This window comes from Flavobacterium tyrosinilyticum (assembly GCF_023656565.1).
Classification (GTDB): domain Bacteria; phylum Bacteroidota; class Bacteroidia; order Flavobacteriales; family Flavobacteriaceae; genus Flavobacterium; species Flavobacterium tyrosinilyticum.
The window spans coordinates 1,324,887-1,341,511 of sequence record NZ_JAMOKG010000002.1; the positions used below are offsets into that span (position 1 = coordinate 1,324,887).

The 16,625-nt window shown below is 32.9% G+C and carries 14 protein-coding genes; 8 read left to right on the forward strand and 6 right to left on the reverse strand.

Features of this window, described 5'->3' with window-relative positions; all coding sequences use genetic code 11:
- Nucleotides 1-3 precede the first annotated feature (3 nt).
- The 5 genes from NCC77_RS13550 to NCC77_RS13570 form a co-directional block, all read right to left on the reverse strand.
- Complete coding sequence (locus NCC77_RS13550) at nucleotides 4-927, reverse strand: AraC family transcriptional regulator (protein WP_250836054.1); 924 nt, start codon at nucleotides 925-927, stop codon at nucleotides 4-6.
- Between the two features lie 71 nt (nucleotides 928-998).
- Nucleotides 999-1,862, reverse strand: coding sequence for a bestrophin family protein (locus NCC77_RS13555; protein ID WP_250836055.1), 864 nt, complete (start codon nucleotides 1,860-1,862; stop codon nucleotides 999-1,001).
- 213 nt (nucleotides 1,863-2,075) lie between these two features.
- Nucleotides 2,076-3,386, reverse strand: a complete 1,311-nt coding sequence (locus NCC77_RS13560; protein WP_250836056.1) for a TolC family protein — start codon at nucleotides 3,384-3,386, stop codon at nucleotides 2,076-2,078.
- 37 nt (nucleotides 3,387-3,423) lie between these two features.
- Nucleotides 3,424-6,522 carry an efflux RND transporter permease subunit gene (locus NCC77_RS13565; protein ID WP_250836057.1) on the reverse strand — a complete coding sequence of 1,033 codons (3,099 nt, stop codon included), beginning with the start codon at nucleotides 6,520-6,522 and terminating at the stop codon, nucleotides 3,424-3,426.
- Nucleotides 6,523-6,637: 115 nt separating this feature from the next.
- Complete coding sequence (locus NCC77_RS13570) at nucleotides 6,638-7,696, reverse strand: efflux RND transporter periplasmic adaptor subunit (protein WP_250836058.1); 1,059 nt, start codon at nucleotides 7,694-7,696, stop codon at nucleotides 6,638-6,640.
- Between the two features lie 477 nt (nucleotides 7,697-8,173).
- On the opposite strand from NCC77_RS13570, the gene NCC77_RS13575 reads away from it, so the two are divergent.
- From NCC77_RS13575 to NCC77_RS13590, 4 genes are all read left to right on the forward strand, one after another.
- Complete coding sequence (locus NCC77_RS13575; protein WP_250836059.1) at nucleotides 8,174-8,773, forward strand: TlpA family protein disulfide reductase; 600 nt, start codon at nucleotides 8,174-8,176, stop codon at nucleotides 8,771-8,773.
- 28 nt (nucleotides 8,774-8,801) lie between these two features.
- A complete protein-coding gene (locus tag NCC77_RS13580) occupies nucleotides 8,802-9,656 on the forward strand; it encodes a histidine kinase (protein WP_095929242.1) in 855 nt (284 codons plus the stop codon).
- 66 nt (nucleotides 9,657-9,722) lie between these two features.
- A complete protein-coding gene (locus tag NCC77_RS13585) occupies nucleotides 9,723-10,067 on the forward strand; it encodes a hypothetical protein (protein WP_250836060.1) in 345 nt (114 codons plus the stop codon).
- 57 nt (nucleotides 10,068-10,124) lie between these two features.
- The gene (locus tag NCC77_RS13590; RefSeq protein WP_095929244.1) at nucleotides 10,125-10,727 is read left to right on the forward strand and encodes a PAS domain-containing protein; all 603 of its coding nucleotides are present in this window, start codon (nucleotides 10,125-10,127) and stop codon (nucleotides 10,725-10,727) included.
- A gap of 251 nt (nucleotides 10,728-10,978) precedes the next feature.
- On the opposite strand, the gene recG is transcribed toward NCC77_RS13590, so the two are convergent.
- Nucleotides 10,979-13,087 carry an ATP-dependent DNA helicase RecG gene (gene recG, locus NCC77_RS13595; protein ID WP_250836061.1) on the reverse strand — a complete coding sequence of 703 codons (2,109 nt, stop codon included), beginning with the start codon at nucleotides 13,085-13,087 and terminating at the stop codon, nucleotides 10,979-10,981.
- A 241-nt stretch (nucleotides 13,088-13,328) separates the two neighbouring features.
- Between recG and NCC77_RS13600 the strand changes: the two genes are divergently transcribed.
- From NCC77_RS13600 to NCC77_RS13615, 4 genes are all read left to right on the forward strand, one after another.
- Entirely contained in the window at nucleotides 13,329-13,754 is a 426-nt protein-coding gene (locus tag NCC77_RS13600; RefSeq protein ID WP_250836062.1) for a hypothetical protein, read from the forward strand.
- A gap of 130 nt (nucleotides 13,755-13,884) precedes the next feature.
- Nucleotides 13,885-15,654 (forward strand): hypothetical protein, encoded by a 1,770-nt coding sequence (locus NCC77_RS13605; RefSeq protein WP_250836063.1) that lies wholly within the window; start codon nucleotides 13,885-13,887, stop codon nucleotides 15,652-15,654.
- Between the two features lie 30 nt (nucleotides 15,655-15,684).
- Nucleotides 15,685-16,224 (forward strand): DUF1697 domain-containing protein, encoded by a 540-nt coding sequence (locus tag NCC77_RS13610; protein WP_250836064.1) that lies wholly within the window; start codon nucleotides 15,685-15,687, stop codon nucleotides 16,222-16,224.
- Complete coding sequence (locus NCC77_RS13615) at nucleotides 16,224-16,625, forward strand: DUF4348 domain-containing protein (RefSeq protein ID WP_250836065.1); 402 nt, start codon at nucleotides 16,224-16,226, stop codon at nucleotides 16,623-16,625. The genes NCC77_RS13610 and NCC77_RS13615 overlap by 1 nt, the downstream gene beginning before the upstream one ends.

Genomic DNA, 16,625 nt, shown 5'->3' on the forward strand with positions numbered 1-16,625 from the left:
TCTCTAATTGATATATAGTAACTGATACTGTTTTGGTGTAATTCCTTCATATTTTTTGAATAATCTAATGAAGTAATTCGCATCTTCAAACCCTGCTAAATAACAAACTTCGTTAATTTGAAGCGTTGGGTTTCTTAATAGATTTTTAGCGCATTTTATTTTTTCATTTAAAATATATTCAATCGGACTCATTCCAAGTTCGCGTTTAAAGAAACGATAGAAAGAAGTGGTGCTCATACAAGCTTTTTCGCTTAGCGATTTCAAATTGATATTCTCTTTTAAATTTTGCTTGATATATTCGGTAACTTCTTTAATCGGATTATTATCTTCAAAAGGTTTTCCTTCATCCAGAGATTTTACAGTTTGCGTTTGAATAATCCTAATTAATAATTCTTTTAAAGTCAAATCGGCAAAAATGTCTTTGGTAATCGAAGTGCTCATACATTCTTTGATGAGCTTGTTTATGGTAGCGGCCATTTCGATATTATTATAAAAGAAATAATTCTGGTAATTGAGCTGCCAATACATATTACTGCCTTCTTTTGGATATTGCTCATTTAAGAAATTTAAAATCTCAGCAATTTTATCCTGATCAATGGCCAATGCTAAACATTGCGTCGGATTGTTTTTTGAAGCTTCAGGAAAATCAATTTTCATTTCTACATTCGAAGGAACAATCACAGTTTCGCCTGGAAGATATACAAATTCAGGGTCATCAAAAAGATGCATGATTTTTTTACCGCGGAGCATGCTGGTCACCACCAAATCATTAAACTTCAATGGAACTTTTTGAGTCGATTCGTAGGTTTCAAATAGATTCAATTCACAATGATTCAGATTGTAAATAGTTCTATTTTCTACAAGAGTTTTTAATGATTTTTCTTGCGATAATTGGAGCGGATTGACTAAAAATCGTTGATTGTTCATTAAATTTATTTTTTGGTGAAGACTTTAAATTTAATGAAAATAAGAATATAAATGCCAGATTTAACGTTTAATTATATCAATTCTTCAACGTGTTTTCTGATGTTTTCAGATATTTTTTTTGTTGGAAGGTCGTTCTCATCATTTCCAAACGGATCTTCAATTTCTTCAGCAATAAGTTCCAAACTTGCCAAAACATAAAAGATAAAAACAACAACAGGAGCAACTAGATAACCTAAACTAACAGAATATCCAAAAGGAAGCGTCATAGTATAAAAGAAGATGAATTTCTTAATAAAAGCGCTGTAAGAGTAGGGAATAGGAGTGTTTTTAATACGTTCGCACGCTCCGCAAATGTCTGTAAAAGCAACTAATTCTTCATTTATCGTAATGAGTTGCTCTCCTGATATTTTTTTTGCATCATACAAATCATTGATTTTGTGATACATGATTTTTTTTAATTGATTCGGCTTGTGTTTATGGTGATCAATTTCTAGTTCAACATCATCAAATAGCATTTTGCCTGTATCTTCATCTTTTAAATGATGATGAAGTATATCTGCGTACATCGGAATGTATTTTCTAAAAAACTTTCTATCATTTTCGTCTTTTAAAATTGCGGATAGTTTTATAGCAAGATTACGGCTGTTATTTACAAGTCCGCCCCAAAGTTTTCGGCCTTCCCACCATCTGTCATACGCTGTATTGGTTCTAAAAACAAGCAAAAGCGAGATTACAAATCCAAGCATTCCGTGCATGATTGGAATGTTGTGGATATAATCGTTTTTGGTTACTTTAAAATAATGAAGTTCAAGATAACAAACAGCTGAAGCATAAATTCCAATTGCAATCATAATCGTAAACAGTTTTCGAACTGTATCTGACTTATGAAAATGAAAAATAAAAGTAAACCAATCTTTGGTATTGTATGTAATCATTGAAACTTGTTTTGTAACAAATTTAAAGTAAAAAAATATTCTGTTGGAAGTAAATTATAAAAATATTCAGCACCAAGAACAAACAGAATGTTTTCTTAAAAACGTTATGTAACTTTTGCTGAAATTAAAAAAAAAATCTGCTAAATCTGCGAGAGCAAAATAGCTCGCAGATTTAGCAGATCGGGCAGTTAATATTTGATTTTAAAAGGAAAATTAGAAATTAATATTTCCCGCTAATTCTTTTAGAGCAATTTCAGATAATTTTGCTTCGTATTGCGCATTGCTGTAACGCACTTTTGCATTGACATAATTAAGTTGGGCTGTTCTAAAATCTAGCGTTGTAATAGTTCCGATTTTAAATTTGTCCAAAGTGATTTCTAAATTCTGCCTTGCGATAGCTTCGTTATCTTCTTCTAAATCAATTAATTCTAAATTGGTTAAATAGGTTTGAAAAGCAGTGCTCAACTGAGTGTTTAAAGTTATGTTTTGCTGTTCTATAGCAAGCTGTGAATTTTCGATCTGTAATTTGGCAACTTTTTCATTACGATGCTGATTGAAACCGTCGAATATATTCATAGAAGCATTAAAACCATAGTTTAAACCTTTGGAAGATGTTTCACTAGTAAATCCTAGACTCGACTGGCTTTCAGAAAAATTGTATCCCGTAGTTAACCTCAAAGTAGGGTAGCGGTCTGCTTTTACTTGTTTAAGTTGTAATTCGGCTATGCGTTTGTTTATAATTTCAGCTTCTAAACCTGGATTTTGCTTTTGAGCCAATTCCATTAAATCAGCCAAAACTAATTTATTATCAACTGTAACTTTATCAATCACTTTAAAATCAATTTTTGGATCGCGCGCTAAATGCTGATTCAGTAAAATTTTACCATTAGCATACGCTTCTTTTTGTCTTAATAAAGCAACCTGATCTGAGTTTAAATCCACCTGTGCATTTAATACTTCAAGTTTTGAAGCTTTTCCTATGCTGAAGCGATTTTTAGCTAAAGTCAAACGTTGGTTCGAAATAACAATTGTAGTATCTAATGCAGACAATTGCTGTTGCATTTGAACTAAATCATAATAAGCTGAATTTACCTGAGCAATTTTAACTAAAATAGTTCTTTTTAGTTCTGCGTCGCCCAGTTTTTGAAGCTCTTTTAGCTGGTCTAGTTTGGCAAACATTTTCATTCCGTCAAAAACGGTCCAGCCTAAACTTACGCCATAATTTAAACTATTGTTTTTAGCATTGTTCAATGTAGTTGATGTACCATCTTGACGTACCTGTGTTGAATTCGTAAGATTATTATTGTCTGTAATATTTGCGGTTGCAGTCGGCAACATTCCTGCATTACCAATTGTTACATTTGTTTCGGTTATTTTGGAATTATTTTTAGCAATTTTAATCTCAAAATTATTTTCCAAAGCTATGGTCATAGCTTGTTCAATAGTAAGAACTTCCTGTGCCTTTGTCTGAATTGCACAAAAAAGCAGGATAAGTACTGTACAATATATTTTTTTGATATTCATATTCGTTTTCTTTAACCAGAAAGTATATTTCTGATTTTTATTTAATGCTTTCTCTTTCGTATTCGTCAATATGATCAAACTCAGGATAATGTTTTCTGGCTTTAGACCACATTAAATAAATGGCAGGAATTACAAAAAGCGTTAAAGCCAATGAGAAAATAGTTCCTCCCACAATTACAACTCCCATACCAATTCTACTTGTAGAGGCAGCTCCAAGCGACATTGCAATTGGAAGCGCTCCTAATGCAATGGCCAAACTCGTCATTAAAATTGGACGTAAACGTGCTTCTGAAGCTTCTAAAATAGCTTCTAATTTAGGCTTACCTTGTTCTCGTAACTGATTGGCAAATTCTACAATCAAAATACCGTTTTTGGTTACCAGACCAATCAACATTACCGTACCAATCTGGCTAAAAATATTCCATGTTTGATTGAAGAGCCATAATGAAAATAAAGCCCCTGCAACCGCCATTGGAACCGTCAAAATGATAATGAATGGATCAATGAAACTTTCAAATTGTGCCGCAAGAATCAAGAAGATTAACAATAAAGCCAATCCGAAAGCGAAAGAAGTATTAGAGCTACTTTCTACGAAATCTCGTGATTCTCCAGCTAAATCTGTAGTGAAGCTTTCATCTAAAACTTTTGCTTTAATACGATCCATTTCTTCAATTCCGTCTCCCATACTTTTTCCTGGCGCTAAACCAGCAGAAACTGTTGCAGACATGTATCTGTTATTATGATACAATTGCGGCGGATTACTTTGTTCGTATACGTTTACAACGTTATCCATCTGAATCAATTCGCCATTTTTGTTTTTCACAAACATAGAAGTCAAATCCAAAGGTTTCGATCTGTCTTTTTGGTCAAATTGTCCAATTACTTGATATTGTTTTCCGTTTTTAATAAAATAGCCAAAACGTTGTCCGCTTAAAGAAAGCTGTAAAGTCTGTGCAATGTCAAGGATGGAAATTCCTAAACTTTCTGCTTTTGCACGGTCAATGGTAACGTTGATTTCAGGCTTGTTAAATTTTAAGTTTACATCTGTTGTCGAAAATACATCACTTTTACCTACTTCATTCATAAAAACAGGGATTTTTTCTCTCAACTTATCAAAGTTTGGAGCCTGAATAATATATTGTATTGGTAACCCGCCACGTCTGTTAACGGCAATTGTAGGCTGCTGAATTACTGCTATTTTAGCATCAGGATATCTTTTTGTCCATTTGCTTAATTTGTCTGCAATTTCTTTTTGAGATCTGGTTCTTTCGTCTGGTTCTTTTAATGATAGTCTCACAAAACCTGAGTTAGTTGCAGAACCTCCAGATCCTCCAGCAGTAATTACTAAACTAACTTTTTTTTCAGGGATTGAATCGTCAACAAGTTTTGAAATTTCTTGCATAAAACGATAAGTATAATCATAAGAAGATCCTTCTGGCGTAGTCATACGCATGGTAACAGAACTTCTGTCATCATAAGGTGCTGTTTCTTTTGGAAGAATCGTAAAGAATAAATAAATAATTCCAAAACAAGCAATTAAAATAGGGAAGCTGATCCATTTTTTGTCCATGAATTTTGTCAGTGATTCGGCATAACTGCTGTTCATTTTTTCAAAAAATGGCTCAGTTTTAATATAGAATTTTGATTTCTTTTGTTCGCCGCCTTTCATTAAATAGGCATTTAACATTGGTGTTAAAGTCAAGGAGACAAAGGCTGAAATCAATACTGCAGCTCCAATTACAACTCCAAATTCTCTAAAGAGTCGGCCAACAAAACCTTCTAAGAAAATTACTGGCAAAAATACCGCTGCTAAAGTGACAGAAATAGATATAACAGCGTAAAAGATTTCATTAGAACCTTTAATGGCTGCTTCGATAGGAGACATTCCTTCTTCGACTTTTTTGAAAATGTTTTCAGTTACAACAATTCCGTCATCCACAACAAGTCCTGTTGCAAGTACAATAGCAAGAAGTGTTAGTACATTTATTGAGAAACCAAAAAGCCACATAATGAAGAATGTAGCAATTAACGATACAGGAATGTCAATTAATGGCCTGAAAGCAATTGCCCAGTCTCTAAAAAATAAATAAATAATAATAATAACCAGAACGATTGATATTCCTAAAGTTTCGGCAACCTCCAATACAGATTTCTTTACAAATTGCGTGTTATCAAGCGCAATATTAAGTTTAATGTCTTTAGGTAAATCTTTTTTTAAGGCTTCAAATTTTTTGTAAAATTCAGCTGAAATATCCAGGTAATTGGCTCCTGGCATTGGAACAATAGCCATTCCGATCATTGGAAGCCCGGAAGACATCAAGGAAGTCTCTATATTTTCTGGACCTAATTCGGCACCGCCTACATCACTAAGTCTTACGATTTTATCGCCATCTGTGCGAATGATAATATTGTTGAATTCTTCTGGTTTAGAAAGATTTCCAACTGTTTTTACGGTTAATTCGGTATTGTTTCCTGTTAATTTACCAGATGGCAGTTCGACGTTCTGAGCATTTAATGCGTTTCTCACATCGGCAACTGTACACTTATAAGCATTTAGTTTTACAGGATCTATCCATAGACGCATTGCATAGCGTTTTTGTCCCCAAATTTGCACGCCACTTACGCCTGGAATAGTTTCCAAACGCTGAGAAATAACATTTTCGGCATAATCGCTTAATTCTAAAGAGCTTCTGCTGTCACTTTGAACCGTCATCGAAATAATAGATTCGCTATCTGCATCGGCTTTAGAAACAACTGGAGGGGCATCTATATCTTGTGGAAGATTTCTAATGGCTTGCGAGACCTTGTCTCGAACATCATTAGCCGCTTCCTCTAAATCCTTATCTAAATTAAACTCGATTGTAATGGTACTGCTTCCTTGGTTGCTGGATGAAGTAATATTTCTAATTCCATCAATCGCATTTACGGCTTTTTCAAGAGGCTCTGTAATTTGCGATTCAATAATATCAGAATTGGCACCAGTATAATTGGTACGAATGGAAACCTGCGCAGGATCAATCGAAGGAAATTCTCTGACACCCAAAAAAGTATAACCAATAAAACCGAATAGAATAATAAGTAAATTCAGTACTATGGTTAAAACAGGTCTTCTTATGCTTGTAGTAGATAAACTCATTTGTAATTTTAGATTTTAGATTGTTGATTTTAGATTTCAGATTTATTGCTAAATCTTTACTACCATCTTTAAATCTATATTCAAGTCTTTCGACTTTTGACTTTTGGCTTTAGAACTATTTTACTTGAACCTTGATAGGAGCTTCGTTTTTTAATGACATAACACCGCTTGTAATTAAAGTGTCTCCAGGTTTTAATCCTGCTAAAATTAAAATTGAAGAATCTGTTCTTGTTGTCGCATCAACCATTACTTCTTTTGCTTGCCCGTTGTTGGCAACAAATACTTTTTTACCGTCTTGAATTGGAATAATTGCTTGAGAAGGAACAACTATCGCGTCTTTGATAATATTTAAAGGCAATTTGATGTCTGCAAAAGTCCCGGGAAAAAGTTTTCCGTCATTATTATCAGCAAGCGCACGAATCTGAAGTGTACGTGTAGCAACAGCAACTTCTGGTTCGATAGCATAGATTTTTGCATTATACGTTTTGTCAGATCCAGAAACTTTAAAGTCGATTACAGATCCCGATTTTACTTCTGATGCATATTTTTCTGGAATAGAAAAAGTAATTTTTAATTTACTGGTATTTACCAATTTTGCTACTAAAACAGTTGGTGTAATATAAGTTCCTGGAGAAATATTACGCAAACCAATTTTTCCTGAAAAAGGTGCTCTAACAGAAGTTTTAGAGATTTGTGCTCTAATTAGCTGGCTTTGCGCTTGAGCAGAAGCAAGATCTGCTTTTGCAACATCTGCTTCTTCTTGACTGATTGCTTCTTTCTGTAGCAGTAATTTTGCTCTTCTTGCGTTTTCAGCAGCCAAATCTTCTCTAGTTAGAGCTTGTCTTAGCTGTGCTTTTAATTCGATATCATTTACTTTAAGAAGCACTTGTCCTTTTGTTACATTGCTGCCTTCGTTAAAAAATATTCCTTCAACAATTCCTGAAACCTCACTATGAATTTCTACTTGTTCGTTTGCTTCAATAGATCCTGATAATGCTAAATTATTGTCAAAAGTAGCCGTCTTTATTATAATTCCATTAACAGTTGTTGGAGCTTTTTTATCATTGAAATTTTTAGATTCATCGTTTTTACCCTTGTTCGAAATAATTCTATAGGTGACAAAGCCACCAATTGCAACAATTAAAAGGGTGTAAATGAGGTGTTTTAGTTTCATAAAAATGAGGTGAATATAGAATTTAGGTTTTTGTTTTTAGTAAGCTTACAAATTTAACTTTTTGGTGCGAAATCGAAAGCTGTTAGCGTTTATTTAACATTTGTAGGTACAAAGGTTTGCATTTAGACTACAGGCAGGCAAAAAGGTTTAATTTAAGTTTAATTTTTTTTGAAGAAAGTAGAGATGCTAAGGGTGAAATTACGTTCTAAGACTTAGATAAGCGCTTATCTTTTCTAGTGCAGAAGAAATTTTTAGCAATTTGTCTGATTTTTTTTGCACTTTATCGATTTTATTTGTAACATTGATATGTTAAACAAAATGAAAGATTTTAACACGAAAGCTAACGGTTGCGTTTAATTTTTGTGTTAAAATACGCATGTAGGAGTTGTTTTTTTGCTTTTTGGTTAAATATAATGAATTATTGTATTAACAAGTGTTTATTGTTTGTTATTGCATAATATAAAAAAAAAATAATTTATGAAGAAAAAATTACTTCTAAGCTTATGGTTTACATTTTTGCTTCTTTCAATTGGTTATCTGTTTTGGCAGAATGAATTCCAATACAGTCTTCCAACACCTATTCCTAAAAATTATCATGCGATTGCAATGGGTTCAAAGATTGAACTTGGTCCGTGCTGTGCATTTGATAATAAACCCATTTTTATCCACTTTTATAATCCCGAATGTCCATGTTCGCGATTTAATGTCCCACATGTAAGCGACTTAATTAAAAAGTACGGAGATCAGGTCAATTTTAAAATTGTGGTGTTAAACAAACAGAAGAATTTTACCATTGATGAAATTCAGCAAAAGTTTGGTGCTGAGATCCCAGTATATTTTGATGAAGCAATTGCTAAAAAATGTGGTGTTTTCTCTACTCCGCAGGCAGTTTTATTAGATCAATCACATAATTTATATTACAGAGGGAATTACAATAAAACCAGATATTGTACAGATACCAAAAGCAATTATGCTCAAATGGCGATTGATTCTCTTCTTAACCAAAAAGAGAAACCTTCTTTTAATGCTTTAGCTCTTAAAGCATACGGATGTTCGTTACCAAAATGTACTAAATAACTTTTTCCAAAAACCTAAATCTAAACCTATGAAAACAAAAGCTAGCTTAAACGAACAAGATTATCTGCACAGTTTTATGTCTACAATGACACAAAAGTCAGATACAATTATTAATTATGTACTTGCAGTATATTTTCTTCTGGGTATCGGACTTTCTTTTAAATATGATACTTTTGAAATTGGTGTTGGCGTCGGGACATTGAACCTTTTGCTTTATTATTCGGCAAAATTTTTCATGAAAAATTCCAAATTTTATCAATACGTTTTATCGGTCGTTCTGGCTATTTTTATGGCGCAGTACATTTATCAAATGCATGGAATGTTCGAAATGCATTTTACTGTATTCATTGCCAGTACCATTTTGATTATTTATCAGAATTGGAAGCTTCAAATTCCGCTTACTTTATTGGTTGTTCTCCACCATGCTGGATTGGCGTACCTGCAAAACTATATTTATAATGATGCCAACGGCCTTCAGGTGTATTTTTCGCAAGTAAATTTTGATCTCGAAACATTAATTATTCATACCGTTTTGGCTGCAGTGGTTTTCTTTATGAACGGCTATTGGGCATACTATTTTAAAGAACATAGCGAAAATCATATCTCTAAAATTTCAGACGAATATGAGTTGGAAAACATGAAATTGGCTTCGGCAAAATACAGCTCAATGTCAGCTACAAAAGATTATAATGATTTTATTCATAGAACAACTTTAGATTTAAAACTGCCTGTAAATTCAGTTTTAAAATTAATTGATGTTTCAAAAGGACATACAGATAATGACAAGCTGCTTAGTTATCTTGAAATGATGAGAGAAAGTGCCAAAAAAATTGATGATTTAGTAAATGATATTCATGTAAAATCAACAACCAATAGAAACTAGTTTTTTAAAACTGGAATTAAAGTCAAGTCCCAAAGAAAACAATATTAATATTTTTAAACCTGTTGTATGTTTAAGCATGATTTACCCACTGCAGTGCCTACGCTGCATAGTCTTAAAAGAATAATTGAAGATTTTTTGAATGAAAGCATAACATTAGATTCGATTGAAAAAATAGGGATTCAATCTGATTTTGAAATAGAGGTAAAGGAGATTTTTAAAAATTACCGAACGAGTTCTCATGTTTACGATCTTGATTTTCAATATAAAAAGCTAATTCAGATTATGAATGATATTAGACAGCTTAATCTAGCTGTTAATAATGAAATTCCAGAATGGCTTGAAAATGAATTGGAAACAGTTTTTCGTAAAATCAGAAACATTCTACTTGTCTTAGAAATCGAGTCAAATTAAGGTTTATGGATTCATTTTATGCGAATTGAATTGTAAATTAATTTAAATGTAAGAGTTATGGATACCAGATTACACCGTCCAACAGCTTCGGATAGAGAAGTGGACTGGAATAAGAATAAAGTATTGCTTAGTAAAACTGATAAAAAAGGAACCATTTTATATGCCAATGAAGACTTTATAGATGTTTCTGGTTATGATGAATTTGAGCTTGTTGGCCAGCCTCATAATATTGTACGTCATCCCGATATGCCAAAAGTAATTTTTAAATTTTTGTGGGATAGTATTAAATCTAGTGAAAACATTCATGTCATTGTAAAAAACATGGCAAAAACAGGCCGTTATTACTGGGTTGTAACCGATTTTAAAATTGTGGCAGATACCGATGGTGAAATTGTAGGCTTCTTCTGCACTCGAAAATCGGTTCCAAACGATATTATTGTAAAATTTATTGAACCCTTGTACAAGAAACTTTTGCAGATTGAAGAAACCAGCGGTATGCATGCTTCTGAGGAATATCTTGTAGGTTTTCTAGAAGAGAGAAAGAAAACGTACATGGAATATATCGATCACATGATTGCAACCGGAAAGGATGATAAAAATAAAATAAGCAAAGGTTTGTTTAGCGGTCTTTTTGAAAAGAAAAACGAGGCAAAAAAATAACAACGGATTATATACTTCATTGTGTCTGATAAAAATATTCACCCCTTAAATTTGTCCCCCAGCAAAACTAAATCACATGAATGAAAATAAAGGACGCAATGGAGTTTTTTTTTAAAGATGCTAAGGTTCTGAGATACTAAGTTTCTAAGTTTGAAAGTTTAAAAGTTTAAAAGGTCAAAGATTAAGTATTTAACCTTTGACCTTTTTTAGGAAAACTTAGAGTCTTAGAATCTTAGCAACTTAGAAGCTTTCTAACTTATATAATTCCAAATATTCTTTTTCTTGGTTAATTCTATGAAGATGTTTCGTAAAACAGCGTGTTCTGGTTTTTGAAGCGCAGAATCTTCTTTTAAGATTTTCATGGCATAATTTCTTGCCAGAGATAAAATATCTCTATCTTTTACTATATCAGCAATTTGAAGGTTTAAAACGCCGCTTTGTTGTGTTCCCATTAAATCTCCAGGGCCACGAAGCTTTAAGTCAACTTCGGCAATTTCAAAACCATCGTTGGTCTGCACCATGGTTTCCATTCTAGTTTTGCTGTCAGAGCTTAATTTATGTCCTGTCATTAAAATGCAATAACTCTGTTCGGCACCACGTCCCACACGCCCACGAAGCTGATGCAATTGAGAAAGCCCAAATCGTTCTGCACTTTCTATGATCATTACACTCGCATTTGGCACGTTTACACCAACCTCAATTACAGTTGTTGCCACCATGATATTGGTTTTTCCTTCAGAGAAACGCTTCATTTCAGCATCTTTATCAGCTGGCTTCATTTTTCCATGAAGAATAGAGATTGAATATTGAGGAAGCGGAAAATCTCGAGATATACTCTCGTAACCGTCCATTAAATCCTTATAATCCATTTTTTCAGACTCCTGAATAAGCGGGTAAACAATATAGATTTGTCTTCCTTTTGCAATTTCATCACGAAGAAATTTCCAGACTTTTAATCTATTCGTATCATAACGATGTACGGTCTGAATTGGTTTTCTTCCAGGAGGTAATTCATCAATAACCGAAATATCCAAATCGCCATATAAACTCATTGCCAGCGTTCTGGGAATAGGAGTAGCGGTCATGACTAAAACGTGTGGCGGAATATCGTTTTTCTTCCACAATTTAGATCTTTGTTCCACGCCAAAACGATGCTGTTCATCAATTACAGCTAAACCTAAATTCTGAAATTGCACTTTATCTTCCAGTAAAGCATGGGTTCCAATTAAAATTTTAAGTTCTCCGCTTTCTAGCTCTTCATGAATAATTTTTCTTTCAGCAGTTTTAGTAGAGCCTGTTAAAATTCGAATATTAATGTTTAGTGTTTTAGCAAATTCAGATAAACCCAAAAAATGCTGATTGGCCAAGATTTCTGTTGGTGCCATCAAACAAGCCTGAAAACCATTATCAATTGCCAAAAGCATACTCATAAAAGCCACGATGGTTTTTCCAGAACCCACGTCACCTTGAAGCAAACGATTCATTTGAGCATTACTGCCCATATCTGTCCTAATTTCCTTGATTACTCTTTTTTGAGCATTCGTTAAATTAAAAGGCAAATGATTTTTATAAAATTCATTAAAAAGTTCTCCCACTTTGTCAAATGGATGTCCTTTTATTTTATGTTTTCGAATGAGATTCTTTGTAATTAATTGCAGCTGAATAAAGAACAATTCTTCAAATTTTAATCGGAATTGCGCTTTCGCTAAAATCTCGGCGCTTTTTGGAAAATGAATGTTGAATAATGCAGCGCGTTTCGGAATCAGTTTTAATTCTTCAATTAAAAACGGTGGAAAAGTTTCTGTAAACAATGCCTGTGTTTCCAAGAAAAGCTGTTCCATTAACTTATTAATGGTACGGTTCGAAATTCCTTTATTAGCCAAAGCTTCTGTCGAAGGATAAACAGGCTGCATAGCCGAACGTAAACTTCTTTCGTGTTCGCTTAATAATTCAATTTCGGGATGTGCCATACTAAACTGGCTTCCATACAATGAACATTTTCCAAAAATGACCAAAGGTTCGTTAATCTTTAAGCTTTCGCGAATCCATTTATGGCCTTGGAACCAATTTAAATCAATTTGTCCCGTATCATCAACAAAACTCGCCACAAGACGTTTTTTGTTTTTGGCAAATTCAACGGTTTTAATATTGATTATTTTTCCAATAATTTGAACCTCAGAACCCGTATTCTGCAATTCGTTAATCTTGTAATAACGCGTTCTGTCTATATATCGATTCGGAAAAAGATTGACTAAATCTCCATATTTATGAATGCCCAATTCCTTACGAAGCAGCTGGCCACGGCTCGGGCCAACACCTTTTAAGTATTCAATTGGAGTTTCTAGAAGATTATTAGACATTCGAAGATTAGATTTTGTAGAGCCAAGAAGAAAGAAAAAAGATAAAGCTCTTGTCTTTTTTCTTTCTTCTATTTTCTTTTCTCTTTAAAAAGCGAAGATAGATTTTAATTGGGAATTTTGAAAATGATTTGTTGTTTTCAAGTGTTTGAATATTAACTTATCGTTAAGTTGTAATGTTTAGACGCAACTGTTTTAAGAAAGTAAAATCTTAATAATAATTAACTCAATAAAAACTATAAAAATGAAAAAAATTGGACTTTTGATTGCAATGTTTGTTTCTTTAATTTCTTGCTCTAACGACGATTCAAGCGACAAGGCAGATGCAGCCGTTATAGATTATTACGGGAAGTGGATACAGTATACCGAGGCTAAGTTTTCAAACGACCCTTCTTCAAATCAGTATTCTTATGTATTTAATAAAGACAATACATTTTCAAAAAGGAGAGTTTATGAAAATATTGATGTAACGCTTACAGGAACTTTTGAGATTATAAGCAAAGAAAATTTAACTCGTTTTGTATTAACTTATAAAGAGAAAAAGGAAAATTCATTCATTTCAAACTGTACAGGCAGTTTGATAGAAAGTTTTACTCTGGACAAGTCAGGACATCTGCTAGATGATGCTCGCGCATGTGACGGCAGTTTTGTATTTAAGAAAGCAAATTAAAATTGAAATAAGTAAAAGCTGTAAAACTCTGTTGGGAAACTAACAGAGTTTTTTATTTTTATCGTCAGTATAATTTTAATAAAAAAGATTATTAGATTTGTTAAAACATTTAAATTATAAGCCTCAAATTATGATTAAAGAAGAAAAAGTTCCTTTTGAAACTATGGTGTTTTCTGGTATTACATTCAAGGTAATTAACCGACACGAAGCCCACAATATTATTGGAGATCTTACCGATTTCAAGAATCAGAAAATTTATAATGTTTTTGAAGATACTTGGCGTTTTCCTGATTACGAAGAAAATCCGATATTTTTATTAGCAGAAGATGATGTAGAAATGGATTTATTTGAGATGGATTTCAGCACAGAAGAACATCCGGATATTTTCATTTTAGGATTTATTTTCAAAGGAAATCTAACAGTTGCAAATCTTATCAGTTCTTATGATACGGATAATTCTCCGGCTTTAATTGTTTTAGGAAAGACAACAACAGTCAATATCAATTTGTTCGGAAGCGTTCATTATTTAGGCGGAGGCTTACAGTGCGATACACTTGCGGGAGAATACAATCATGGAGAACTTTTTGTAAAAGGCGATCTTATAGCTTGGCTGGTTTATACAGATGACATGCTGTTTCATTTTGAACGTTTTACAGATGTTCAGGCGATTATAAGTTCGGGCAGACCCGACGTTTTGATTTGCAGTAATGTGCAAGACACTGACGGATCTATTATAACTGTTGAGAATTATCTGCCTTCTACACACAAACTTTCAGATATTGTAGACGATGCTTTTGTAGAGCTTTCAAGTTATGGCAGCGAAATATTGGGCAATAACTATTTAGATATTTTTAAAGAAGGACTTTCGATCTTAGATTACGATAAAAAAGAGCAGTATTCGTATGCAGATTTCCGCAATCAGTTTATCAATATGGTGGAAGTTTTGTCTGAAAATGAAGAATTGAAAGAAAACGGAAAAATAGTTAGGCATATTTCTGGAACCACTTATTTGTTTATTCCTTTTGATTATGAAGGAAAAAAATACAGCCAGATTTCTGAAGAAATTTCTAATGGTTTTAACATCAGAATGCGTGCTTTATGGTGTCATGAAGATGAAGAAATTATGATTATTCTAGAATATCTTAATGAAAACGGAGATCCAAAATACCAATGGATGAATGACGAAAATGCTCCAGGAATTGAGTTTTTCTGCGTAAAAAATGCTGTCATGAAAACATTTGAAATATTGATGGCTCTAGAAGCCGAAGAAGAAGATGACGAAGATGATGAAACAGAATATGGAGATTATGATAGCAGTTTTTCGTTAGAAGAATTTGCAGTTCAATTTGGCGACTATAAATTACCTGAAGATTTAGTAAAATTATATGAGTTCGAGCAAGAACATGGAGTAGAATCTTATTCGGAATGTTTTGGACTTACTATAACTGAAGAGAAAACAGGAATAAAAACATGGTCTGAAGAAGAAGAGTTTTACAATAGTTTTATCGAATTTGCAGGCGCGAATGGTTCAGGAAGTTCGTATGCGTATTGGCTTATTGACAAAGATTTGAATAATTGTCCGATTGTGGTTTTTGGTGACGAAGGAGGAGTTCATGTCGTTGCAGAAAACACTCAAAAATTGATTCAGCTTCTAACTCTAAATACTGAAATCTCTGTTGATTTTGACAAGGCGTATTTCTATAAAGACGATGAGTATTATGAAGAAAGCGAAAACCTGGAAGAGTTTCACGAATGGGTTAAAAAAGAGTTTAATCTCGATGCAATAGAAACTAACGAAGAAGCAGATGAAATTGTAGATCAGGCGCAAAGAAAGTATAAGCAAAAGTTTAACGATTTTTTAGTAAAGTTTGGTATCGAAATCAGCGAAGAAGATGAATAGTAGTTTTTATCTTTGAATAAAATTAGAAAAATGAAAACACATTTAGCGCTTTTACGCGGAATCAACGTTTCTGGGCATAACATGATGAAAATGGAAGCTTTGAAAGCAATGCTGGAAAATATTGGTTTTAAGAATGTTCGAACGTATCTGCAGTCTGGAAATGTCTTTGTAGACAGCGAAGAAGAAGCCTCTAAAGTTGGTTTTATGATCAAACAGGAAATATTTAAAGTTTTTGGACATGAAGTTCCTGTTGTGATGATTACCAAAGAGAACTTAGAATCTTGTTTTGCCAATAATCCGTTTTTAAAAGAGAAAGATATTGATACCAAAAAGCTTTATGTGGCCTTTGTTTCAATGAATTTAAAAAAGGAAAGTATAAACGATTTGAAAATCAGTCAGTTTAAACCAGACGAAGCCAGTATTGATGAAAATAGGATTTTTATTAAATATGCCGTTGGCGCTGGAAAAACACGTTTTGATCAAAAATATATCGAGAAAAAATTGAATGTAACAGCAACAATTCGAAACTGGAATACCGTTACGAACTTGCTTAAAATGTATGAAGAATAATGAAAAAGTACTTTTTTATAGTTTTTGTTTTTGCAATGAGTTTAAATGCTGCAGTTTATGCTCAGAATGCCAAAACAGCTCCAGAAGATTTTAATGTCTTTTTTAAGAAATTTAATGAAGATCAGAAATTTCAAATTAGCAGAGTTATTTTTCCTTTAAAATACAAAATGAATAATGATGATTTTGAATTAGCGGATTATACAATGCCAAAAGAAAATTATAAATCCCTTAATTTGAGTAGAAAATCGGATGAGAAATATTTGAAGCGCGCCTTGGTGGTAAAGAAAAATAAAGTCACACTTCAAGAACGAGGACTTGATAGCGGAATTTATATTGATTACATTTTTGAACTAAAAGATAACAAATGGTTCTTGAAAACTTTTGTAGATCAATCTACTTAA